Annotated in this window: 18 protein-coding genes and 1 pseudogene; 7 read left to right on the top strand and 12 right to left on the bottom strand. The window is 63.6% G+C overall.

Annotation, left to right across the window (positions count from 1 at the left end; genetic code table 11):
• Positions 1 to 45: 45 nt before the first annotated feature.
• The gene (locus C477_RS16840; RefSeq protein ID WP_008895733.1) at positions 46 to 1149 is read left to right on the top strand and encodes a M24 family metallopeptidase; all 1104 of its coding nucleotides are present in this window, start codon (positions 46 to 48) and stop codon (positions 1147 to 1149) included.
• Between the two features lie 174 nt (positions 1150 to 1323).
• Here the strand turns inward: C477_RS16840 and C477_RS16835 are convergent, their stop codons facing one another.
• From C477_RS16835 to C477_RS16825, 3 genes are read right to left on the bottom strand one after another with little or no spacing between them, the layout of a single operon-like run.
• Positions 1324 to 2187, bottom strand: a complete 864-nt coding sequence (locus tag C477_RS16835) for a carbohydrate ABC transporter permease (RefSeq protein WP_008895732.1) — start codon at positions 2185 to 2187, stop codon at positions 1324 to 1326.
• A complete protein-coding gene (locus C477_RS16830) occupies positions 2180 to 3106 on the bottom strand; it encodes a carbohydrate ABC transporter permease (RefSeq protein ID WP_008895731.1) in 927 nt (308 codons plus the stop codon). The genes C477_RS16835 and C477_RS16830 overlap by 8 nt, the downstream gene beginning before the upstream one ends.
• Before the next feature lie 9 nt (positions 3107 to 3115).
• On the bottom strand, positions 3116 to 4420 hold the full coding sequence (locus C477_RS16825) for an ABC transporter substrate-binding protein (protein WP_049914625.1): 1305 nt from the start codon (positions 4418 to 4420) through the stop codon (positions 3116 to 3118).
• Positions 4421 to 4739: 319 nt separating this feature from the next.
• On the opposite strand from C477_RS16825, the gene C477_RS16820 reads away from it, so the two are divergent.
• Positions 4740 to 5882, top strand: coding sequence for an ABC transporter ATP-binding protein (locus C477_RS16820; RefSeq protein ID WP_049914624.1), 1143 nt, complete (start codon positions 4740 to 4742; stop codon positions 5880 to 5882).
• Between the two features lie 276 nt (positions 5883 to 6158).
• On the opposite strand, the gene C477_RS16815 is transcribed toward C477_RS16820, so the two are convergent.
• A complete protein-coding gene (locus C477_RS16815) occupies positions 6159 to 7490 on the bottom strand; it encodes a sialidase family protein (protein ID WP_008895728.1) in 1332 nt (443 codons plus the stop codon).
• Between the two features lie 278 nt (positions 7491 to 7768).
• On the opposite strand from C477_RS16815, the gene C477_RS16810 reads away from it, so the two are divergent.
• Positions 7769 to 8230, top strand: a complete 462-nt coding sequence (locus tag C477_RS16810; protein WP_008895727.1) for a universal stress protein — start codon at positions 7769 to 7771, stop codon at positions 8228 to 8230.
• Between the two features lie 113 nt (positions 8231 to 8343).
• Here the strand turns inward: C477_RS16810 and C477_RS16805 are convergent, their stop codons facing one another.
• From C477_RS16805 to C477_RS16795, 3 genes are all read right to left on the bottom strand, one after another.
• Positions 8344 to 8949 carry a DUF624 domain-containing protein gene (locus C477_RS16805; RefSeq protein WP_152423344.1) on the bottom strand — a complete coding sequence of 202 codons (606 nt, stop codon included), beginning with the start codon at positions 8947 to 8949 and terminating at the stop codon, positions 8344 to 8346.
• Positions 8950 to 9308: 359 nt separating this feature from the next.
• Complete coding sequence (melA, locus tag C477_RS16800) at positions 9309 to 10628, bottom strand: alpha-galactosidase (protein WP_008895725.1); 1320 nt, start codon at positions 10626 to 10628, stop codon at positions 9309 to 9311.
• A gap of 92 nt (positions 10629 to 10720) precedes the next feature.
• Positions 10721 to 11587 carry a fumarylacetoacetate hydrolase family protein gene (locus C477_RS16795; protein WP_008895724.1) on the bottom strand — a complete coding sequence of 289 codons (867 nt, stop codon included), beginning with the start codon at positions 11585 to 11587 and terminating at the stop codon, positions 10721 to 10723.
• Positions 11588 to 11697: 110 nt separating this feature from the next.
• Between C477_RS16795 and xacF the strand changes: the two genes are divergently transcribed.
• Entirely contained in the window at positions 11698 to 13137 is a 1440-nt protein-coding gene (gene xacF / locus C477_RS16790) for a 2,5-dioxovalerate dehydrogenase (protein WP_008895723.1), read from the top strand.
• A 421-nt stretch (positions 13138 to 13558) separates the two neighbouring features.
• Positions 13559 to 14950 carry a GntP family permease gene (locus tag C477_RS16785; protein ID WP_008895722.1) on the top strand — a complete coding sequence of 464 codons (1392 nt, stop codon included), beginning with the start codon at positions 13559 to 13561 and terminating at the stop codon, positions 14948 to 14950.
• A 351-nt stretch (positions 14951 to 15301) separates the two neighbouring features.
• On the opposite strand, the gene C477_RS16780 is transcribed toward C477_RS16785, so the two are convergent.
• From C477_RS16780 to C477_RS16770, 3 genes are all read right to left on the bottom strand, one after another.
• Complete coding sequence (locus C477_RS16780; RefSeq protein WP_008895721.1) at positions 15302 to 16531, bottom strand: mandelate racemase/muconate lactonizing enzyme family protein; 1230 nt, start codon at positions 16529 to 16531, stop codon at positions 15302 to 15304.
• 83 nt (positions 16532 to 16614) lie between these two features.
• Positions 16615 to 17658, bottom strand: a complete 1044-nt coding sequence (locus C477_RS16775) for a zinc-dependent alcohol dehydrogenase (RefSeq protein WP_008895720.1) — start codon at positions 17656 to 17658, stop codon at positions 16615 to 16617.
• Positions 17659 to 17792: 134 nt separating this feature from the next.
• A complete protein-coding gene (locus C477_RS16770) occupies positions 17793 to 18044 on the bottom strand; it encodes a HalOD1 output domain-containing protein (RefSeq protein ID WP_049914623.1) in 252 nt (83 codons plus the stop codon).
• 245 nt (positions 18045 to 18289) lie between these two features.
• On the opposite strand from C477_RS16770, the gene C477_RS16765 reads away from it, so the two are divergent.
• Positions 18290 to 19063 (top strand): SDR family NAD(P)-dependent oxidoreductase, encoded by a 774-nt coding sequence (locus tag C477_RS16765; protein WP_008895718.1) that lies wholly within the window; start codon positions 18290 to 18292, stop codon positions 19061 to 19063.
• A gap of 19 nt (positions 19064 to 19082) precedes the next feature.
• On the opposite strand, the gene C477_RS16760 is transcribed toward C477_RS16765, so the two are convergent.
• Both C477_RS16760 and C477_RS16755 read right to left on the bottom strand, forming a co-directional pair.
• On the bottom strand, positions 19083 to 19955 hold the full coding sequence (locus C477_RS16760; protein ID WP_008895717.1) for an SMP-30/gluconolactonase/LRE family protein: 873 nt from the start codon (positions 19953 to 19955) through the stop codon (positions 19083 to 19085).
• 97 nt (positions 19956 to 20052) lie between these two features.
• A complete protein-coding gene (locus C477_RS16755) occupies positions 20053 to 20814 on the bottom strand; it encodes an IclR family transcriptional regulator (protein WP_008895716.1) in 762 nt (253 codons plus the stop codon).
• Positions 20815 to 21520: 706 nt separating this feature from the next.
• Between C477_RS16755 and C477_RS24950 the strand changes: the two are divergent.
• A pseudogene (locus C477_RS24950) lies at positions 21521 to 23426 on the top strand (glycoside hydrolase family 127 protein).
• The last annotated feature ends 6 nt before the right edge of the window (positions 23427 to 23432 follow it).

Here is a 23432-nt window from a genome sequence, read left to right as displayed (position 1 = left end):
GTTGTATCCGCAACGATTTATTGGCCGCCCCTCGTTGCGAGGGATATGACGGCGGTACGCGATCAGAAACTGACGCGCCTAGACGAGTACATGACCGAGCGGGAACTGTCCGAACTCTGGTTCCTCAGGCCGGCGAACTTCGCGTGGCTGACCGACGGCAGGAACTCGACCGTCGATCGCGCGGCCGACGTCGGCGTGGCCGCGCTCGGCTACGACGGCGACGCGGTGCGAGCGCTCACGTCGAACAACGAGGCCGATCGATTCCGCGAGGAGGAGCTCCCGTCGGGAGTGCCCGTGGAGACGTTCGACTGGCACGAGTCCTCGCTCGGTGAGGCGGTGGCACGTGCGAGCGGCGACGGAGCCGGTGCGGACGTCCCGACGGTGCCGGGGCTCGAGTCGATCGACGCCTCGCAGCTGCGGCTTCCCTTTACCGATCGCGACCGACAGGTCCTCGAGCGGGCCGGCCGAGCCACCGCCGACGCTGTCGAAACGGTCGCCCGCGAGATCTCGCCGGACGACACCGAGCGCACCGCGGCGGGACGCCTTCGGGACGAACTCTGGGAGCGGGGCCTCGAGTCGCCCGTCGTCCTCGTCGGCGGCGCCGAGCGCTCCCAGCGCCACCGTCACTTCACGCCGACGGACGAGCCGCTTGGCGACTACGCGCTGCTCACCGTCGTCGCGGTCGAGCGCGGCGTCAACATCGCCGTCACTCGAACCGTCAACTTCGACGCGCCCTCGTGGCTGCGCGAGCGCCACGACGACGCGAGCCGCGTCGCGGCGACGGCGATGGCGGCGACGCGGGACGCTGCGACGGCCGACGACGGCACCGCCAGCGACGTCTTCGCCGCGATCGAGCGGGCGTACGCGGCCGTCGGCTGGGAGGGCGAGTGGCACCACCACCACCAGGGCGGCTCGATCGGGTTCGAGAGCCGGGAGTGGATCGCAACACCGGAAGACGACGCGCCCGTCGAAGCGCCCGCACCGTACGCATGGAACCCGACCGTCCAGGGGGCGAAGACCGAGGACACCGCCCTGATCTCGCCGACTGACGTCGACGTGGTCACCGATACCGGCTCGTGGCCCACCGCGGAGTACGCGGCCGTCGACGAGGAGCTGCGCCTCGAGTTGCCGACGCCCCTCTCCAGATAAGCCGCGGCGCTCACGGCGCGATTATAAGCGGTTCCGGCGTCGCGTAACGACGCTGCGAGTCACGTTTTACGGACGGAAAATGCGTCGAGTGACGGTCCGATCGGGAACGTCGGTTCAGTTCGGGCACCGCGTGAAAACGGGAACAGGAGCCAGTGAACGTCTGGGTGGTACCACTTACCCTGTCGTGCCGGTCCCCTGAATTTGGACGGCGCGGACGATCTCCCCCTGGAAGAAGAGGTAGACGACGAACAGGGGAAGCGACGCCAGCACCGTCACGGCCATGTGGAGGCCGGGCGTCGTGATGTTCCCTTGGTAGAGGTTCACCAGCCCGATGGGAAGCGTGTACGCCGACTCGTCCGAGAGGACGATCAGCGGCCAGAGGAACGCGTTCCAGTTGTAGACGAACATGAACAGCGCCAGCGAGGCGAGGATAGGTCTGGCCAGCGGCAGGATGATGCGGTAGTAGATCTGGAACGTCGAGAACCCGTCGAGGCGCGCGGCCTCCTCGTACTCATCGGGGATGTCCCGGAAGAACTGGTACAGGAGGAAGACGCCGAGCGGACTCGCGACCGCCGGCAGGATCACGCCCCAGTAGGAGTTCACCAGGCCGAGATCGGAGACGACCGTGTACAGCGGGACGATGTTCATGTAGTACGGCACCATGAAGCTCGCGAGGATAACGCCCATGACGATCGACTGGCCGGGCCAGTCGAGTCGCGTGAGCGAGAACGCGATCATCGAGTCGATGACCAGGATGATGATCGTCGCCCCGCCGGCGATAACGAACGTGTTGATCGTCCACTGGACGAACAATGACTCCGTCAGGAGGTACTGGTAGTGGTCGAACGTGATTTCCGGCGGGATCCAATACGGCTGCGGGTCCGTCAGGTACCGCCGCGGCTGGAACGACCGCGAGATCGTGTACAGATACGGAATCGCCATCAGGAGGGCGACCCCGTACAGCACCGCGTGGGTGCCAAGCGACCGTAGCGAAACGTCGTCGAATCGGCTCGTCTGTTCTGTGGTAGCGTCAGTCATTGGTTCCGATCACCTTGAAGTTGATAAGCGCGATGACCACGAGGATCATGACGAGAACGTAGCCGATCGCGGCGCCGTAGCCGTACTGGTGCTGGGAGAAGGCGCTCCGGTAGAGGTAGTAGACCAGCGTGTCCGTCGAGCCCCTCGGACCACCCGAGGTCAACACGAACGGCTGCGCGAACACCTGGAACTGGAGAATGAACTGAATGATGACGACGAAGAGAATGGAGTTTCGCATCTGCGGGAGCGTGACGTCTTTGAACGCGCGCCACGTGCTCGCACCGTCGAGTCTGGCCGCTTCGTAGAGGCGTTCCGGAACGCCCTGGCGAGCAGCCAGGAAGATCACGAAGTTGAACCCGACCAGCCACCAGACGGTCATGAACGCGAGCGCCGGCATCGCTAAATTCGTCGACGTCAGCCAGCCGGGCGGATCCGACATGACGAATCCGAGGTAGTAGTTGATGAGGCCGTATCCCTCGGAGTAGACTTCCGACCAGATGAGCGTGACGACCGCGACGGTAAGGATATACGGACTGAAGTAAATCGCCCGGAGGACGGTTTTTCCCTTGACGTTCTTGTTGACGCCGAGCGCCAGTCCCAGTCCGAGGAGGACGAGCAGCGGGACGGAAAGTGCGACGAAGTATATCGTCCCCTTCATCGCGTCCCAGAAGACGGGATCGTTGAACAGCTCGATGTAGTTCTCGAGCCCGATGAACTCGGACTCGGAGGGAACGAACGGGTCCCAGTTATGAAGGCTCATGTAGAAGCCCTTCAGCGCCGGCCAAACGAGGAACACCGAGAACACCGCCAGATACGGAAGCGACCATGCGATTCCCTCGACCGTCTCTTTCCGAACGCCGAATACGGTCTGCTGGGCGCGTTCGTTTTCACCGGTCGTGAAACGATTTCGTAGTCCCATGGTCGTCAGTTACTCCTCGAGGCCCTTATTGACCATCGAGATGCCGTCGTCGAGCGCCTCTCCGGGGCTCGCGTAGTTGTGGCCCCACATGTCGAGCAGCCACTGGTACCAACTCTCCGAGTTGGGGTCGCCGTTCGGCACCTTCGGGTGGTAGAAATACATGTCCTCTTCCGCCATCTCGAGGTATTTACTGAGGGTTTTGTCGTAGAACGACGCGTTTTGGAACACCTCAGATTCCCGGATGTCGGCAGCGGCGGGCAGGTGACCTGCTCGGGCACCCCACTCGGGGTTTTCCGTCGTCAACCAGTGGGCGACCTCCGCCGCGATTTCGGATTTTTTGTCGTCGCGGTCCTGGCTCCGGGGCATCACGATCGTGTGCCCGTCCGTCCAGACCTGATCTTGGGTCTTGTTGGGAGCGATGGTCGGCTTGAAGAAGCCCCAATCGATGTCCGACTCCTCGAGGGTGGCCACGTACCACGTCCCGTTCATCGTCATGCCCAGATCCCCGTTCTCGAAGGCGTTTGCACCCCAGTCCGCCTCGGTCGTCTGGGGGGACCACTCCATATCGCCGGTCATATCCCAGAACAGTTCGGAGGTATTCTGGCCTGCCTGGCCGTCGAACGTCGGGTTCCAGTCGCTGTCGAAGAGCTCTCCGCCCTGCTGCTTGACGAACGTACTCCACGTTCGCCACGTCCCGAAGCCGTCGTTGTACGGGGTCTGGCTGAACGCCCACTTATCGGTTTCTTCGGCGATGGCGTTCCCCGCGGCTTCGAACTCCTCCCAGTTCGTTGGCGGGGATTCGGGATCGAGGCCCGCTTCCTCGAAGATCGCCTTGTTGTAGTACATCCCGACCGGATGCAGGTCCATCGGAAGCGCTCGAGTCTCATCTTCAACGGACACGAGGTCCCAGTGGTTGTCGAGGTAATCGCCCTCGATTTCACCGGTATCGATGTAGTCGTCCATCGGCACAATGGTTTTGTTCCACGCGCGCAGGTACGCTGCGTGCATGACCGCCAGATCAGGTCCGCTACCGCCAGCGAGCGTCGTGTACAGGTTATTGTAGTACTGATCCCACGGCGTCCGCTGGCGGTCGATCGTCACCTCCTCGTCCACGTCGAGCGGCTGTTCATCGTTGAACTTCTGAACGATATCCTCCATCACGGGGCCTTCGCCACCGCTGAATAGTTCCCAGAACGAGATGGTGTAGCCGCTGGAGCCGCCGCCGATACAGCCAGCGATCGAGGCGGTGCCCGCGACACCGGCAGATTTGATGAATCTACGACGTGATTTCGACGATATTCGGTTACTCGTCATGCTTGTTCCCAGTAGTCATGGATAGCTGCATCATGATAAATGTTCGTGATTGAGGGGATGGTTGTATCACTGAGACCGACAATCATCCACTGAATAGTAAATTTCGATGAGTAGTACGGAGTTTTCATCGCCACACACCGAGCACGAGCCTCGGAACGGCCCGCTGTTGCGTCGGTACGCTACAGCGTTCGTCGCGCGGGCTGTACTGCATCCGGTAGAGACGGCTCACGACCCGACGTATCGTCTCTTTTCGCCACCGCCCGTTCTCGAAACCCGACCTATCCAAAGGGTTATTATACGTTAGAAGTAATCCTACCCCATGGGTCGTGTTAGTATTGAGAACGTGTCAAAGTTCTATGACGGGAGTAGCGACGGCGAAGGGAAAATTGTGGCAGTCGACGATGTAAGTTTCGACATCAAGGATGGCGAATTCCTCACCATCGTCGGCCCCTCCGGGTCGGGCAAGTCGACGCTGCTGCGGATGGTCGCGGGTCTCGAGGATATCAGCGAAGGCCAGATCCGTATCGGCGACCGCGTCGTCAACAACATCCAGCCCCAGGACCGCGGTGTCGCCATGGTGTTCCAAAACTACGCGCTCTACCCGCACATGACCGTTCGGGATAACATGGCCTACGGGCTGAAGCTAACCTCGGACCTCAGCAACGACGAGGTTCAAAAACGCGTCGAGGACGCCGCCGAGATGATGGGCATCGAAGGCCAACTCGACAAGAAACCCGGCAGCCTCTCCGGCGGCCAGCAGCAGCGGGTTGCCACCGGCCGCGCCATCGTCCGCGATCCGGAAGTCTTCCTCATGGACGAGCCGCTGTCGAACCTGGACGCGAAACTCCGCGCCCACATGCGGACGGAAATCCAGCGCATCCACGAGGACCTCGGAACTACGTTCATCTACGTCACCCACGACCAAGAGGAAGCGATGACGATGTCCGACCGCGTCGCCATCCTCGATCAGGGGAACGTTCAACAGATCGGGACGCCCGACGAAGTCTACAACGAACCCAAGAACCTCTTCGTTGCCGACTTCGTCGGCAGCCCCGCGATGAACCCGTTCGACGTCGAACTCGAGGGAACGACGCTCGTCGGAGCCGACTTCCAATACGAGATTTCCGAAGAGTACGCGGAGCGAGTACGAGAACGGACCTCGGACGGGGAATCGCTCGTGCTCGGGATTCGACCCGAAGATATCTACATCGCAGATCCCTCCGATCGGAACGCCATCGAGGCCTTCCTCGACGTGCTCGAACCCGTGGGCTCGGACAACTACCTCTACCTCGACATGGCGGGCATCGACGAGTGCCGAGTCCGGGTTCCCGGCGACGTGAAACCCGAGGAGAACGATTCGCTGACCATCTCCTTCGACGAGGACGACATCCACCTGTTCCGAAAATCCGACGGTCGAAACATCCTAGCGGAGGAACGCGAGAAGCAGGAAGTCACCGCGTAACTCGGCGGTTGGCACGGTCAGTCGGCAGCGACGAACTGGGCGGATTCTCCCTCGATCGAACCGGAACGCGACGGGAGCGGGTGTTCGATTCTACGACGGACGGTATTCGGTAAAAGACGATCGACCTCAAGGAGAGGCACTTCTTCCTCGCGCCACACGGAGACAGTTGCGATGCCGGCGAATCGGCGAGAGTCTAATGAGAAATGCAACGCGAACCGGCGTCTTGACGACCGAAAATAAATGATATGCTAACAGTTGCCTAGCCAGCCCGCGTTCTCAGAGCTTGTTCAACTTCAACGGACGCTCCGCGTACCGAATCTCGCAGAGGTCCTCGTTCATCGCGGTCGAGGTCATCTGGAGGAGTTGTTTGCCGTTCGGGGACGGGAGAATAGGCGTCGTCCACCCGACGAAAATCCGGCCGCCGAGTTCGCTCTCCGTTTCGAAGGTCAGCGGCGCCTCGACCGGGGTCCAACTGCCGCTCCCGTCGAGGTTCGTGTTGGCGAGGAGGACCTCACCGTTGCCGTCGGCCAGTTCCCGGTTCCCGTCGACCAGTTGCTTGGCGGAGACGAGAATCGTCCCGTCGGGTCCGCCTCTCGACGTCCACGTGATCGTCGGGCCGTTGATGAAGCGCCGCCCGTCGTCGGTGAGGACCTGTTGCCCGAGATCCGTCGGGTCGCCCCAGTCGCGACCGTCAGGCGACGTTTTAACCCTCACTTCGCCGTTCACGGTGTCGGAGCCGACGACCTCGTAGACGGCCATGTAGGTGCCGTTCGGTAGTTCGACGACGCCCGGCATACCGGGCCGATCGGTTCCGTTCGGAACCGCGGTCACGAACTCCTCGTCTTCCCACGTCCGACCGCCGTCGGTCGACGCCTTGAGGCCGACGAGTTGGTTGTAGCCGTCGTCGTCCGCCTGTCGTTCGTCGGCGAAGTAACAGACGAGGTTTCCGTCCGCGTCTAGCTGTAGTTCGGGCTCCCACACGGGGCTGTGGCCCGCGTGCGGGTACGCCGGGCCGCCGGTTACGACGGTGCTGACGTACTCCCACGACTCCCCGTGGTCAGTACTCGCGTACAGGTCGATACTCGTGTCGCCGAGTTCGCCGGTTTCACCCTCCTCGACGTGGTCGGGATCGTCGAGGGTCGGAATCGCGTTCCCGGCGGCGAGGACCGTCCCGGCCGGCCACGGTCCGGTTTCCTCGGGGAGTTCGTACAGCGTCGGCTGGTACCGCAGTCCCCAGTCTTTGCCGCTCTGATCGTGAATTTCCGAGAATTTCGACCACGTCTGGCCTCCGTCCGTGCTCCGATAGACCGGGAAGTACGGTTCCGAACCGCCGCTCATCGACGGATAGTACTCGAACGTCGCGAGCAGCGTCTCGTTGCCGCCCGGACTGAACTCGAGGCGTTCAACGCGCGGGTACATCGCACCCGGCGCCGGCGCTCCCTCCGGCGGAGAATAGAGCGTGTCTCCGCGGTGTTTATCACCCGAACTCTGGCGGGCTTTCGTTACGCGGACGCCGCCGGCCGTGCCGAGGCCGACGGCACCGAGCGCTCCGATCGCTTGCAGGTGCTCTCTACGCGTACAGTCGTCGCCGGTCGCTGGATTCTTCATACATTCGTCACCGCAGTATCACCATTAATATTTGTATACAATAGTCTTTCACCGAAGTAGCCGAACCGCATCGGCCGTCAACGCTGCTGGCGGTCGGCGACGGCGTCCAGTTGTCACCCGAACGAATCACGGCCTAATCGGGTGGATTGAGACCGACTCGAGTCGAGGCGGATCGATCTCGCTCGTCGCTCCGAACTGCATCGCGGAGTGCCACATATCACAGCGGAGTCACCCGGTTCTGGAGCAATATTTATGAATACCTGTACAAATGGTATCGTATGTCGTTCAATACGATACTGATCGGAATCGGTCCCGGTGACCGCGATCGAATGACTCGCCTCGCGAGCGAGACGATAGATGTCGCGAAGCCAACCGGCGCGACGATCGTCCTGCTGCAGGTGTTTTCGGCGGACGAGTTCGACGACACGGCTCGGAAACTGGAGTTCGACCCGTCCGAAGAGGACGTCGACGCGGACGTGGTTGCTCGACGGAATATGACAATTCACGAGTTCATCGAGAAGTTCGAGCAGGCCGGCGTCGACTACACGATTCGCGGCGAAATCGGGAAGGCGGAGGAGGAGATCGTCAGGGTCGCCGAATCGATCGACGCCGACCGCGTATTCGTCGGCGGCCGGAACCGAAGCCCGACTGGGAAAGCGGTCTTCGGGAGCGTCTCGCAAGCGGTGATGCTCTCCTCGCCGTGTCCAGTGACGTTCGTCCGCCACGAACTGGACGACTGATCGGTAGGTATCCTACCGAAGTCGACACCCCACACGCGCAACGCGCGTCGTTTCGAGAACACGAGGACAACGCCGTCCGATCGCGACGGCCCGTTACGCAGCGCCGTTCTTCGTCACCGCTCACGCTCGGCGACGACGGCGACGTGAAACGTGAACAACAGGAACGGGAACGCCAGACACACGGTAACGGTGAGAACGACGCTGACGACGAATAACCCGATGCTGACGAAGCCGAGGAGCACGGTGTCGAACGGGTGGGTGGCGGTCCAAGAGTAGCCGCTCGTAACCGCGTCGTAGACCGCATTTCCCTCCGCTAAACGGACGAACGCCACGACGAGCACGGCGCTGAGGTGAGCGGTCAAGTAGCACGCGACGACCGCGAGGGCGCCCGACTGCACGGCTCCCGTCAGAATGTAGTTGGTGGCGTAGCCGACGGTGACGGCCGCGAAGGCGACGAGCACGCCGCTGAGCAGCACCGAGTTGTGCCAGTGCTGTGAAAGGGTAGAGGAGACCGCGTCGCGGTCGATCTCGCCCTCTTCGCGGAGCGTCAGCACGGCCTTGTAGGCGGCGAGCGTGGCCGGCCCGATGGTGATGAGCGGGAGGGATGCGACGACCCAGAGGAGGCTGACGACGACCATCGTACTGCTGTTGTCGTACGCGGATCTGAACGCGACCCCGAGCCCGTGGTGGACCGAACGGATGTCGTCCGACGTGTTCATCGTCGCACCCGTGAGGCGAACGGTCGCGTCGGTTTCCAACAGGCGGTCGCAGTCGTCTCACCGTCTCCGATACGAGTCGCTGACTGACCGCCCGGCCGGCAGTGACGCGACTGCGGTCGGTCGGTCCAGCGGCTCGACCGGTTCGCCGTCCCGTCGGACCTTCGTCGAGCGTGCATTTTGTACTAGACTCGAGTTGCCCGTAATGAGTGTTACCGTCCCGTCGGCACCCGGTCGGTCGCGCGGTGGCCGCGTTCTTCTCGGGAGCCGCTCGTTACTGACGTCCGTATCGACGTACGAGCGGGCCTCAATCGGTGAACGGCCGCAGAATCGTCGAGAGGCGACCGATCGGGAGCGTCAGTTCAGTTCAGGTCGGGCAGATACTCAGCGTTCGCGGCCAGCAGATCGTCGACCATCTCGTCGATCGCCTCGAGATCGAGCGCGGCCGCCGTGAGCGGATCGAGCTTCACGGCCTGGCGCAGCGCGGTCTCGTCTCGCTCGAGTATCGCGGTCACCGCCCGTTCCTGAACGGCGATGTTCGTCCGGTTCAGCGCCGCGAGCTGGGACGGCAGGTCGCCGACGGAGCAGGGGTGGATCCCCCGTCCGTCGATCAGACACGGCACCTCAACGCACGATTCGTCCGGGAGGTTCGCAATCGCGCCGGTGTCGTTCCGGACGTTGAGATTCATGCGTCGCTCCTCGTCGGTCTCGATCGAGTGGACGAGTCGCGAGCCGTACTCGGGGGAGCGCTCGAGCGCGACGTCGTCCTCGTCGATCTCGAGTTCCCCCTCGAGGTCCGGCTGGTAGGAGCGCCAGTGCTCAAGATACCGTCCCGTCGGCATCCACTCGATCGTGTAGTGGCCGAACTCCTCTTCGGGCGTCAGCTCGTCGATGACGTCCCGGTCCGTCCGGAAGTACGGGAGGTACTCGCTCAGGTGGTGGCTCGATTCCGTGATGAACGCCCCGAAGTGGTCCATCACGTCGAACCGGACCGGGTCCTGCGCGTAGATGTCGGGATCGTCCGCGGCGTCGCGCAGGGCCGGGTAACAGTCCTCGCCCTCGTGTTCCAGCTCGAGGTACCACGCCATGTGGTTGATGCCGGCGACCCAGTGTTGGAGCTCCTCGCTCGGGACGTCGAGATACCGGCCGATGGCCGCGGTCGTGTGCTGGACGCTGTGACAGAGCCCCACCACGTCGGTATCGGTCGCCTCGTCGACCGCCCAACAGAGGATCGCCATCGGGTTCGTGTAGTTCAGCAAGAGCGCGTCGGGACAGAGTTCCTCCATATCCCGAGCGATATCGAGCACCGTCGGAGCGGTTCGCAGCGAACGGAAGACGCCGCCGGGACCGAGCGTGTCGCCGACGGCCTGCTCGACCCCGTACTCCTCGGGAATCCTGATCTCGTTCTCGAACGGTTCCTCGCCGCCGACGTTGATCATGTTGAAGACGTAGTCGGCGCCCTCGAGGGCCTCGCGCCGATCGGTCGTCGCGCGGATCTCCCCCGGGAGGTCGTGGGAATCGACGATGGCCTCGCCGATCTCGGCGGCCCGATCCAACCGCTGTGGATCGATATCCATCAACGTGATCGTGCTGTCTCGCAGGCGCTCGAACGAGAAGATATCCGTCATCAGGTTCTTCGCGAACACGACACTCCCGGCGCCGATGAATGTGATAGTTACCATTGTCCAAAACGATGTTTGCGGTCGCTTGTACGCGCTTTCTCGGCTCGTTCAGATCCCGTCGAGTCGGTTCGCCGACGTGCCCTCGAGGCGATTCATACTTCGACGACCGTGTTCACGAGTTCGCCGATCCGGTCGATCTCGATGCGCACCTCGTCGTCCGGACGGAGCGTGAACCCGTCGTCCGGGACGAGCGACGTTCCGGTGAGGAGAACGCCGTTCTGCGGGACAGAGTTGTGATCGCACCAGTACTCGACGAGCTCCTCGCAGGAGCGGTCCATCTCGCCGGTCGAGGTTTCGCCCTCGTAGAGCGTCTCCCCGTCGCGGCTGATCTCCATCGTCATCGTCAGCTCGTGGGGGTCGCCGACGCTTTCGGCCGACGCGATGCAGGGGCCGATCGAACAGCACTTGTCGTACACCTTCGCCTGCGGGAGGTAGAGCGGGTTCTCACCCTCGATCGAGCGGCTGCTCATGTCGTTGCCGATCGTGTAGCCGACGATCTCGCCGTCGTAGAGGACGATCCCCAGCTCCGGCTCCGGAACGTCCCAGGCCGAGTCAGCGCGGATGCCGACCGGTTCGTCGGGCCCGACGGTTCGACTCGGCGTCGCCTTGAAGAAGATCTCCGGTCGCTCGGCCTCGTAGACCTGCACGTACATCTCCGGCATGCCGCTTTCGGCCTCGCGGGCCTCCTCGCTGATCTCGTAGGTGACGCCGGCCGCCCAGACCTCGTCGGGGACGATCGGCAGCGCGCTGTCGGCTAAGGCCTCGCGGTCGACCGTCGGCGCGGTTTCCACGAGCGTTTCCGCGAGCTCGTCGACGTCCGTATCGGCGACGTTCGCCGCCGCGGCGAGTTCAGTAAATTCATCGAGACGAGGCTTAACCGCCGTCAGATCGTAGGCAGCGTCTCCATCGTCGGCAATCAGTCTATACCCGTCTCCATCGGGAAGGCGATGATACCGCATGAGCAGTCAAAGTTGCTTCTTGGTAATAAAACTCCCGTCCGTGGCAGATGTCGGGACGGCTCTCGTCGAATCACAAAACGTTATCAGACCATAGTCCGAACTACGGGTGTATGCCTGACGACCGCCAGAATTACATCGACGGCGAGTGGACCGAATCGCACACCGGCGAAACCTTCGAAACGACGGATCCGGCGAGCCCGGAGGAAGTCGTGGCGACCTATCCCCAGTCCGACGCCGAGGACACGGAGCGCGCCATCGAGGCCGCCGACGCGGCGAGCGACGACTGGGGGACGACCCCCGGCCCCGAGCGCGGGCGAATCCTCACCGAAACCGGCTCGCTGCTCGCCGACCGCAAGGATGACCTCACCGAACTCCTCGTCCGCGAGGAGGGCAAGACCTGGAGCGAGGCCGCCGGCGAGGTACAGCGAGCGATCGACATCTTCCACTACTACGGCGCCAAAGCCAGCGACCTCGGCGGCACGGTCAAAAGCTCCAGCGCCCGCAACACCAACCTCTACACGAAGAACGAACCGCTCGGCGTCGCCGGACTGATCACGCCGTGGAACTACCCCATCGCCATCCCGGCCTGGAAGATCGCGCCCGCGCTGGCCGCGGGTAACACGATCGTCATCAAGCCGGCGACGCTGGCACCCGGCGTCGTCCACGAGATGGCGTCCGCCCTCGAGGAGGCCGGCCTCCCCGACGGCGTCATCAACGTCGTCACCGGCCCGGGCAGCACGGTCGGCGACGCGATCGCCGGTCACTCCGCGGTCGACGCCGTCTCCTTTACCGGCAGCACGCAGGTCGGCAACGCGGTCTACGACACCGCGACCGAAGACGGCAAGCGCGTCCAGCTGGAGATGGGCGGCAAGAACCCCACCCTCGTCACCGACAGCGCGGACGTCGAGGAAGCGGCCGATATCGTCTCCGCGGGCGCGTTCGGCGTCACCGGGCAGGCGTGTACGGCCGCGTCCCGCGCGATCGTCCACGAGGACGTCTACGACGAGTTCGTCGAGGCGATCGTCGAGCGAGCCGAGGCCATCGACCACGGCCACGGGCTGGACGATCCCGGCATGGGGCCCCACGTCAGCGAGTCCGAACTCGAGAGCACCCTCGAGTACGTCGACATCGCCGAGGACGAAGGCGCGACCCTCGAGTGCGGCGGGAACGAACTCGACCGCGAGGGCTACTTTGTCGAGCCCGCTGTCTTCTCCGACGTGGACAACGACATGCGCCTCGCCCAGGAGGAGGTCTTCGGGCCGGTCCTCGCAGTGATCCCCGTGAGCGACTTCGACGAGGGCGTCGAGGTTGCCAACGACGTCGACTTCGGCCTCTCGGCCAGCGTCGTCACGGACGACCACACCGAGGCGAACCGCTTCGTCGAGGAGGTCGAAGCGGGCGTCGTCAAGATCAACGAGAAGACCACCGGCCTCGAGCTGCACGTCCCCTTCGGCGGCATGAAGGACTCCTCGAGCGAGACCTACCGCGAGCAGGGCGACGCCGGACTGGACTTCTACCAGATCAGCAAGACGGTCTACGACAACTACTGACCGGCTGACGGGGCGCAACGCCGCGTCATCCGCGTGGACCGATGTACTCTCAGTCGAACGATGCAACTTGCGACTGACGTCGGCTGCGAACGGGCTCGACGTTCGATACCTATTTCCCCGAATCAGTGCTGTAGCACCGACTGAACCGTATTTCGACGATCGAACGATGGCGCTGCGAGGACTGCGTACTGACCACTAATCGCGACGACGGCTCGTTCCGCCGTCTCCTCGACGCCGTCTCCTCGAGCCCACTGCTATCGTCGCCACTCGGAGATGAGCCCTCGTGATCGACCGAAACCACCGCGATTACGTCCGAACGTCGCTCTACTGTCGGAAATTCGCTCATGCTCGCTGATTATGTCACAGCGAATTGAATCTGAAACACACAAAAAAATAAAGAAGGATGATGAGAGACCGTATCATGATGATAAACAATACGGTATTACAGCTCGGTGGGCACGCGCCACTGGTCGCAGTTATCGTAGGAATCGTTGCGATCCTCCTACTGCTGGTCGTCCTCGACCTCCCGGCGTTCGTTTCGCTCGTCGTCGCCGGATTTACGGTCGGCATCGTCGCGCCGGCGATCGCGTTCGCCGACGTGCCCGGAGAGTTCGCGACGGCGTTCGGTAACAACATGGCCGGCATCGGTATTCCCATCCTGATGGCGGCGATCATCGGCAAAGCGATGGTCGAAAGCGGCGCCGCCAATCGGATCGTTCGGGCGTTCACGAGCGTCTTCGGCAAGGACAACACGGAGATTTCGCTGTTCGGCAGCAGTTTCATCATGTCCATTCCCGTGTTCTTCGACAACGTCTTCTACCTGCTCGCGCCGCTGGCGCGATCCGCTCGCGCACGCGACGGCAAGAACTACGCGCTGTACATCGTCGCCATGGGCGCCGCCGGCGTGGTCACGCACGGCTTCGTTCCGCCGACCCCCGGACCGCTGCTCGCCGTCGACGAGGTGGGCGCCAACCTCGGAAGCACTATTGCGGTCGGCGTCCTCGTCGGTTTTCCGACCGCGCTCATCTCGGGACTGGGCTACGGGTACTGGATCAACAAGCGAATCGAAATCCCGCTCCGAGACACGATGGGGACGACGGTCGAAGAACTCGAGGAGCAAAACGAGGTCGAAACGAGTCAGCTCCCCGGATTGCTCGAGTCACTGCTCCCGATTCTGCTCGCCGTCCTCCTCGTGACCGCGGACACGACGACGCAGACGGTCCTCGGAGAGGACGCGGCGGTAGGCGGTATCACGGGCTTCTTCGGAGACCCGAACCTCGCGCTCACGGTGGCCGCACTCGCGGCGGCGTTTACGTACTACCGGATGAGCGATCTCGACAGCGATACGTTCTCCGACGAACTCACGGACGCGCTCAAGAGCGGCGGTAACATCGCCGCCATCACCGCCGCCGGCGGCGCATTCGGTGCGATGCTCCAGGCGGCCGGCGCCGGCGAGTACATCGCGAACGGGCTGGAAGGGATCGGTCTCGGACTGCTCGTGACGGCGTGGGTGATCGCCGCGGGCGTCCGTCTCGTTCAGGGGTCGGCGACGGTCGCGATCGTCACGACCGCCGGCATCATGGGGCCGCTAGCGAGCGGACTCGACGTTAACACCGCGTACCTCGTCATGTCCATCGGTGCCGGGGCGTCGTTCTGTTCGTGGTACAACGACAGCGGCTTCTGGATCGTCAAGGAAATCGGCGGTCTCACGCAAGCCGAGACGCTGAAGACGTGGACCGTCGCGACCACCCTCATCGGGATCGTCGGCCTGCTGAGCACGCTCGTGTTCTCGACGATCCTTCCGCTGGCGTAAGCACCGACTCGTTTTCGCCGTCTTTCGTCGTACCGTCGTTGCCGATCGTGCGATCGACGTGACTAGCCGATCGCGTACCGAATCGACACAGCGGAGCGCTCGAGCAGTCGCTGGCAGACGAACAAGCGCCAGAAAACGTCAGAGACAGCGGAAGCCGCCGTCGACGGGAGTCGTCGATTCTCGACTACCACCTCACTTCGTCCCGCTCCCGCGTTCTCTCGGCCCACCGGATCGAAGCGTTGCGGACACGATGTTGCTATGGGACAGCGTGAGACAACGCTCGGAGAGTTCGACGACGGCTCACACCGCGTCAGCCAACTGCTGAGTGAATCTCAGCGAGTTCGACGAAGCTCACGCCTCGTCGAACATCTCGGCGCCGTCAGCCAGATGCTCCTCGACGGCGTCGAGGTCGAGCGTGAGGCCGAGGCCCGGCTTCTCCGGCACTTCGGCGTAGCCGTTCTCGATAATGTCCTCCTCGACGAGGTCCGACCACCAGCCGAGTTCGTAGGAGTGGTACTCGACGGCCAGCGAGTTCGGGATCGCCGCGCCGACGTGGATGCTCGCCATCGTCCCGATCGGCGAGGAGACGTTGTGCATCGCGACCGGCACGTAGTACATGTCCGCGAGGTCGGCGATCTTCCGCGTCTGGCGCATGCCGCCGACGCGAGGCACGTCGGGCGCGACGATGTCGACGGCCTGGTTCTCGAGGAGGCGACGGTTGCCGTGGTTGCGGTAGACGTTCTCGCCGACCGTGATCGGCGTCGACGTCCGCTTGGTGACCTCCTCCTGCACGTCGTGGTTCTCCGGCGGGATCGGGTCTTCGAGCCACCAGACGTCGTACTCCTCTAAGCGCTCGGCGAGGCGGTGTGCGCTGCCGGCGCTGAACGACCAGTGACAGTCGAAGGCGACGTCGGCGCGGTCGCCGACGCGCTCGGTGACCTTCTCGACGATTTCGGCCTTGTGTTCGATCTCCGGGTTCCGGAGGTGGCGGTTCGCGCGGTCCTTCTCGTGGCCCGAGGGAACGTCGAGGTCGAACTTCAGGGAGTCGTAACCCAGGTCCTCGACGACGCGTTCAGCCTCGTCGGCGCAGGCGTCGGGGTCGGCCTCCTCCTCAGTGTGGCAGTCGCAGTACATCCGCATCTCGTCGCGGTACTTGCCGCCCAGCAGCTGGTAGGCCGGCACCTCGAGGATCTTGCCGGCGACGTCGTGCAGCGCGAGTTCGATGCCCGAAATCGCGGAAATCGCCTTGCCGGAGATCGATCCCTCGCCGGAGAGCTTCTGGACGAGGTGCTCGTAGAGTCGGTCGATGTCGAGCGGGTTTTCGCCCTCGAGGAACGGCGCCATGCGCTCGATGATCTCCCGTTCGCCCGCGCCCCAGTAGGATTCGCCGTTGCCGACGATGCCGGCGTCGGTGTACACGCGGACCAGCGTCCACGGGTAGTTCCCGTCGACGATGGTCGTCTGAACGTCCGTGATCTCGACGTCGCGCGGCCCGCGAGAGTTGGTAATCTCCATCGTCTCCGAGGAGAGGTCTCGCATCGTGTACTCTGCGTTCGGATCGGACAGCTGTCTGTAATCCATCTACAGTGGTAGATTACAACAGGCACTACTAAAACTTCCGTCTCGGACGGTCGCGTCCGACGAGAAAAAATCCCGAGGGGTTCTCAGTCGCGAAGTACTGAGACGTCGAAGACGGGCTTGCAGGTGCCGCCGCCGACGAACGTCTCGAAGGCTTCGTCGGCGTCCAACAGCGAGAACCGGTCGTCGATGAACGTCTCGGCGTCGACGTCGCCCGTGTCGATCAGGCGCAGCGCGTTCTCGAAGTCCTCGTATTTCGACGCGTAGGAACACTGCAGGTCGATTTCCGAGCGGACGAGCGGCGAGTAGGGCATCGTCGTCTCGCCGGTCTGTCCGATGAGGACGATCTGGCCGCCCTTCCGGACCTCGTCGACGGCCGACGGTAGCCCCGACGGGTGGCCCGTCGTGTCGAAGACGACGTCGTAGCCGATGCCGTCGGTCAGTTCCTCGCGGGCGGCGTCGAGATCATCGTCGGCGATGTTGAGCGTCTCGAAGCCGAGTTCTTCGGCGAGCGGGAGGCGGTACTCGGCGTCCTGGCCGACGCCGCTGACGACGACCTCGCCGCCCTGTGCGCGGGCGACCTGGGCGGTGAGGAGCCCGATCGGGCCGGGCCCCTCGACGAGGACTCGCGTCCCGGCACGCACGCGGGAGTTCTGGATGACAGCGCGGGTAGCGATGCTGGTCGGTTCGACCATCGCCGCGTGTTGCTGTTCGACGCCGTCGGGAACGGGGTGGAGCGCGTCCTCCGGGACGGCGATGTAGGGCTCGTAGGCGCCGTCGTGGTCCACGCCCGTGATGACCGAGTTCTGGCAGACGTTCGACTCGCCGATCTCGCACTGGTAGCAGTCGCCGCAGCCGCGGATCGGCCGCTCGACGACCCGGTCGCCGACCGAGAACTTCGTCACGGCGTCGCCGACCTCAACGACGCGACCCGAGTACTCGTGGCCGATGACGGTCGGCATGGTCATCCGCTCGAAGGCGGATTCGAACTCGTAGATACCGGCGTCGCTGCCACAGAGACCCGCGTAATCGACTTCGATCAGCGCCTCATCCGGTTCCGGTTCCGGACGGTCACGCTCGATAAGTTCCATGCCTCCCTGGCTGCGACTAGTCTTGGCTAATCCACGCATGGTACCGCATCGTTCGCCCGCAGTTATAATTCTGTGGGGTTTGCCGACAACCCTGCGCAGAGAACGTGACGAGTTCGGCTGAAATCGAGATCTGCGCTCCCGATGACTAGCAGTCACGACGACCTCGGCTCGTGCTAACAGCCCTCTCTTTCGACGAGAACGGCCCCGGATCCAGTGATACTAACCTGACACCCCGAGTACGTGAATTGGCACTCCAGCGCTGACTCGTCCGTCGCGGCCGAATCGATAACGGCGTCGAGTGCCTCCGGATCGATCGTCTCGTATAAGGGCGGTAACTCGGTCACCGTTCGGTCCGTGACTGCCGCAACACGCTGGATGACTTTCGTCGACACGGCAGTCTCTATCGATCGGGATGCATTGCTCATGTGTTGCTCAGGCCTGAGGCTAAGGAGACGTAAAAGTGTTTTTGCGAAAAGGGGGAAGGGTCCGTTCTATTCCGGTCTTAGCCCGCTTATCTGAACGACGCCGTTCCCGATCCCTCGGCGACGAATCGCCGACGGATGCGATCGGCGGCTCCCGTCGATCGCTATCGGCCGTCCGCTCTCCGCGCTCACCGCCGGGCTCGCTCGAGAGGGTAAACGTAATGAGGGCGCACGGTCTCGCTTGCCGTATGGTCGATTACCAACACAGCCCGGTGACCGTCAGTGGCAAACGAGCCGTCGTCATCGGCGGGACGAGCGGGATCGGACAGGCGATCGCCCTCGGCTTCGCCGAGGAGGGCGCCGACGTCATCGCGACGAGTCGCAGCGAGGAGAAAGTCAACGAAACCGCGGCGGAGATCGAAGACCGCGGCGTCGAGACGGCGCGGGTCACCTGCGACGTCACCGACGCCGGCTCGCTCGAGGCCGTCCGCGAGACGGCCGTCGACGAACTCGGCGGCGTCGACGTCGTCGTCGCCTCGCAGGGAGCAATTTCCCGGGAGTCGGTCCAGGATATCTCCGACGAGGACTGGGATTTCGTCACCGACGTCGCGCTCGACGGCGTCCGCCGGGTGACCCAGGCCTTCGCGCCGGCGATGGACGAGGGCGGGTCGATCATCAATATCTCCTCGCTGACGGCTCGGCTCTCGATGGCGAACCTGCCGGCGTACACCGCCGCTAAGGGCGGCGTCGAGGCCTTCACCCGCGCGTCCGCGAAGGAACTGTCGCCCGACATCAGAGTCAACGCGATCGCGCCGGGCTTCGTCATCACGCCACAGAACGCGGAAACGTACGCCGAAGGAACCGAGAAGCGCGAGCGCATCGACGAGCGAACCCCGCTCGGTCGGGTCGCCGAGCGCGAGGAGATCGTCGGCGCGGCGATCTACCTCGGCAGCGACGCCAGTTCGTTCGTGACCGGCGAGATCGTCACGATCGACGGCGGCTTCGCCGACAGCGCGTTCTGACCGCGTCCGGCCCTTCGATTTACTCCGTTTTGATTCGCGACCGGAACGCCTCGCTGCCGCCGGTCTCGAGCCCCGTCGCTCGGAAGAGCGCGCCGGCGCCGTCGCCTTCTGCCTCCCGGTCGCCGCCCTCGAGCGCCGTCGTCAGGTACAGGTCGTCGTATTCGGGGCCGGCGAAGGTGACCGAGGAGACTTTGCGTGCGGGAACGGTGAGCCGGTCGACCGGGTCGCCGGTCGGATCGTACCGAACCGCGCGACCGCCGTTCCACCGCGCCGACCAGACGTAGTCGTCCCCGTCGACGGTCAGCCCGTCCGGAATCCCGTCGGCAGCGGGCGTCTCGACGAACGTCCGTCGGTTCGAGAGCCCGCCGGTCTCCCGGTCGTAGTCGAACGCGTAGATCCGACGAGCCTCCGACTCGGTGAAGTAGAACGTCTCGAGATCGGCGGTAAAGCCCATGCCGTTCGCGATGTCGACGTCTTCGACGACGGTCGTGACGGTCGCGTCGACGTCGAGCCGGTAGAGATCGCCCAGCGAGTCCTCGCCGGGCATCGTCCCGCAGAACACCCGCCCCTCGGGATCCGCGATGACGTCGTTGAAGCGCGTGTCGGCGTCGACGTCGGTGACGAGCGTCGCCGATTCCGAACCCGGCTGCCAGCGACTGACTCGACCGTTTCCGAAGAGCAGCAGCGAGCCGTCGGTCTGGATCGTGAAGCCGCCGATCGGCTGGTCGCCGTCGGTTTCGTACGCGAGCGTGTGCGTTTCGGCGTCCGGATCGAACCGATACAGTTCGCCCGCGGGGATATCGACCCAGAACAAACAGCCTTCGTCGGGGTGCCACAGCGGTCCTTCGCCCGTGTCGTTTTGCGTGTCCGCGACGCGTTCGAGTCGGGTCATACTCCGTTCGTGTCGCCGCGATCACTTCAAGATATCTCCGCGCGAAGCGGTATCGAACGCGGAAACGGCCGGCGAGAAACGGTCCGGAGACAGAGGGTTACGAGTAGTTGTGCTCGAGTTCGATGACGTTCGCGGTGCCGAGGACGGCGTCCGGAAGCTCCTCGTAGAACCGCTCCTCGCTGATCCGGTGGACCGGACAGGCGACGCTGATGGCGCCGATGCTCCGTTCTTCCCCGTTCGTAATGGGCGCGGAGACACAGCAGAGGCCGGCGAGGCGCTCCTCGTTGTCGACCGCATACTTCTGCTCTCGGATCTGGTCGAGTTCGTTGAACAGCTGGTCGCGGTCCGTGATCGTCTGCTCGGTCATCTTGGGCATCCCGTGCTTGTCGAGGATCTCGGTGACTTCGTCGCGGGGTCGGAAGGCGAGGATCGACTTGCCCAGTCCGGTGCAGTGCAGCCTGACCTGCTTGCCCTCGTGCGTATCGAGCTCCACAGCGTTTTGGCCCTGCGCCTGGTAGAGGTAGATTCCCATCCCGTTTTTCTCGACGAGGAGGTTCGCCAACTCGCCGGTTTCGTTGGCGAGTTTGTCGATCTCGGACCGGGCGGTCTCGTAGATCTGGGTCCGGTCTCGAGCGTACGCGCCGAGGCCGAGAAACGAGAGGCCGATCTGGTACTCGTCGCCCTCCTTGACGAGGTACTCCCTGTTCACGAGCGTGTTCAGGTGGTTGTGAACCGCGCTTTTGCCGATATCGACCTGCTCGGCGATCTCGGAGACGCCCGCGCCGTCGAGTTCCTGGATGATCTCCACGATCTCCATCGCCCTGTCGACCGTTCGGACCGGGTGTTTCGGTTCTGCCATGGTTTCCCTATGCACCGAACCAATATAATTTTTGTTCTGGTTGAGACGCGCCGCTTTCTCAAGGGTTCGCCGAAGCTTCTCTATCAGTGAACGGCAGTGGTCGGTATCGCTGCCGTAGGGACAGACAGTACACCGTTCTCCAGAAGTGCCCAGTTTGCTGGATATAGAGAACAGTTTTCAACTATACGGAACGTCGTATCGCCGAGGCAAATAGCGTTGTATTACAGTAGTACTATTGTAAATAGCCCCGCTATTCCGGTATTCGAACCGCTGTGTGACAAAGAGACACTGCGTTATTCGCCGCTGTAGCGGCCCACCGGTTCGAACTGGGCCTTGGTAACTGTTACTACGACGTATCCAGTTTTAGAGATGGTCGTTCGAATATACAGAATGGCATTGGGCTATACGGAACGTTACAGTCGCATGACCGGTAGTTTCGGCCCGACGGCAGAACGAGCGTGCCCACAGCACCACACCCACTGGTTCGCTGCGCCGTGCGGGCCCAGCGTGAGCGAACGGACGGGCTCGACGGCGAATACCGCGATCCACGTCTCGTCGCCGATCGGCGCTCGTGTACGTGTCCGCGACTCCCTCAAGCGCTCGAGTTCAGACTCTCACGCACAGCGTTTCGCTCTCCGGAGCCGCCCTGTTGTTTCGACAACCTTTATCACCAACTGGCCGACACGAACGGGTGGGAACTACACGCATGGGTCCACGAGATACAGTTAGCGACGGAATTTCGCTCTCCGAGGTCGCGATCGACGACGACTTTTGGTCGCCGCGACGGGAGACAGGGACGTAACGATCAGCCATCAGTACGACCAGCTCGAGGAGTCCGGAACGCTCGAGAACTTCCGGCGCGTCGCCGCCGGGGAGTCCGGCGGGTTTCAGGGGATGTGGTTTCAGGATACGGACGCGTACAAGTGGATCGAGGCCGCCTCGTACGTGCTCTCTCAGCGCGAGGATCCCGAACTGGAGGCGAAGGTCGACGAGGTGATCTCGCTGATCGCCGACGCACAGCAGCCGGACGGCTACCTGAACACGTACTTCTCCCTCGTCGAGCCCGAGAACCGGTGGACGAACCTTCACATGATGCACGAACTCTACTGCGCCGGGCATCTCATCGAGGCCGCGGTCGCCCACTACAGGGCGACGGAAAAGGAAACGCTACTCGAGGTAGCGATCGACGTCGCAGACCTCGTCGACGACGTTTTCGGCGACGAGGTCGAGGGCGTTCCCGGCCACGAGGAGATCGAACTGGCGCTCCTGAAGCTCTACCGGGTCACCGACGAGACGCGGTATCTCGACCTCGCGAAGTACTTCATCGACCTGCGCGGGAAGGAAGACCGCCTGGCCTGGGAGATCGACAACCCGGAGACGCTCGGCGGCGCCGAGTACGACGACGGCGAGGTCATTTCCGCCGCACGGGACGTCTTCACCCACGAAGACGGCTCGTACGACGGGCGCTACGCTCAGGCCCACGAGCCGCTCCGAGAACAGGAGACCGTCGAAGGCCACTCCGTCAGGGCGATGTACCTGTTCGCGGCCGCGACGGACCTCGCCATCGAGACGGGCGAAGACGAGTTGATCGAGTCCCTCGAGCGCCTCTGGACGAACATGACGACGAAGCGGATGTACGTCCCGGCAGGCTCGGTCCCGAGGAGGCCCACGAGGGGTTCACGACTGACTACGACCTCAGAAACGACGCCTACGCCGAGACCTGCGCCGCGATCGGGAGCGTCTACTGGAACCAGCGGCTGTTCGAACTCTCCGGCGAGGCGAAGTACGCGGACCTCATCGAGCGGACGCTGTACAACGGATTCCTCGCCGGCGTCTCGCTCGACGGGACCGAGTTTTTCTACGAGAACCCCTTGGAGAGCGACGGGGACCACCACCGCAAGGGTTGGTTCACCTGCGCGTGCTGTCCGCCGAACGCGGCCCGGCTGCTCGCGTCGCTGGGCGAATACGTCTACAGCCAGCGGGACTCGGCGATCTACGTCAATCAGTACCTCGGCAGTAGCGTCGAAACGACGGTCGACAGCGCGAGCGTCGAACTATCGCAGGACAGCGCCCTCCCGTGATCGGACGAGGTCACCGTCGACATCGACGCCGACGGAGCGTCGGTGCCGCTCCGCCTCCGCATCCCGGATTGGGCCGAGTCGTCGACGGTGACGGTAAACGGCGAGTCTGTCGAGACGCCGTCCGAGGGCTACCTCGAGATCGAACGGGAGTGGGACGACGACCGGATCGAGCTGACCTTCGAGCAGACGGTCACGCGGCTGGAAGTCCATCCCGAGGTGGCTGACGACGCCGGTCGCGTCGCCCTCAAACGCGGGCCGCTCGTCTACTGCCTCGAGGCGGTCGACAACGACCGGCCGCTCCACCAGTACGAGGACCCGGAGCCGACCTCGACGGCGCATCGACCGGATCTGCTCGAGGGCGTCACGGTCATCGAGGGCGAGGCGAGCGTGCCGGACCGGCAGGGCTGGGACGGCGAACTGTACCGGCCGGCCGACGAGACGGCTCGAGAACGGACCGAGTTCACGGCGGTCCCCTACTACGCGTGGGACAACCGCGACCCGGGAGCGATGCGAGTCTGGCTCCGGTCGTAGCGGCCG

The organism is Haloterrigena salina JCM 13891, from assembly GCF_000337495.1.
GTDB classification, from domain to species: domain Archaea; phylum Halobacteriota; class Halobacteria; order Halobacteriales; family Natrialbaceae; genus Haloterrigena; species Haloterrigena salina.
This window is presented reverse-complemented; position numbering and strand designations above follow the sequence as displayed.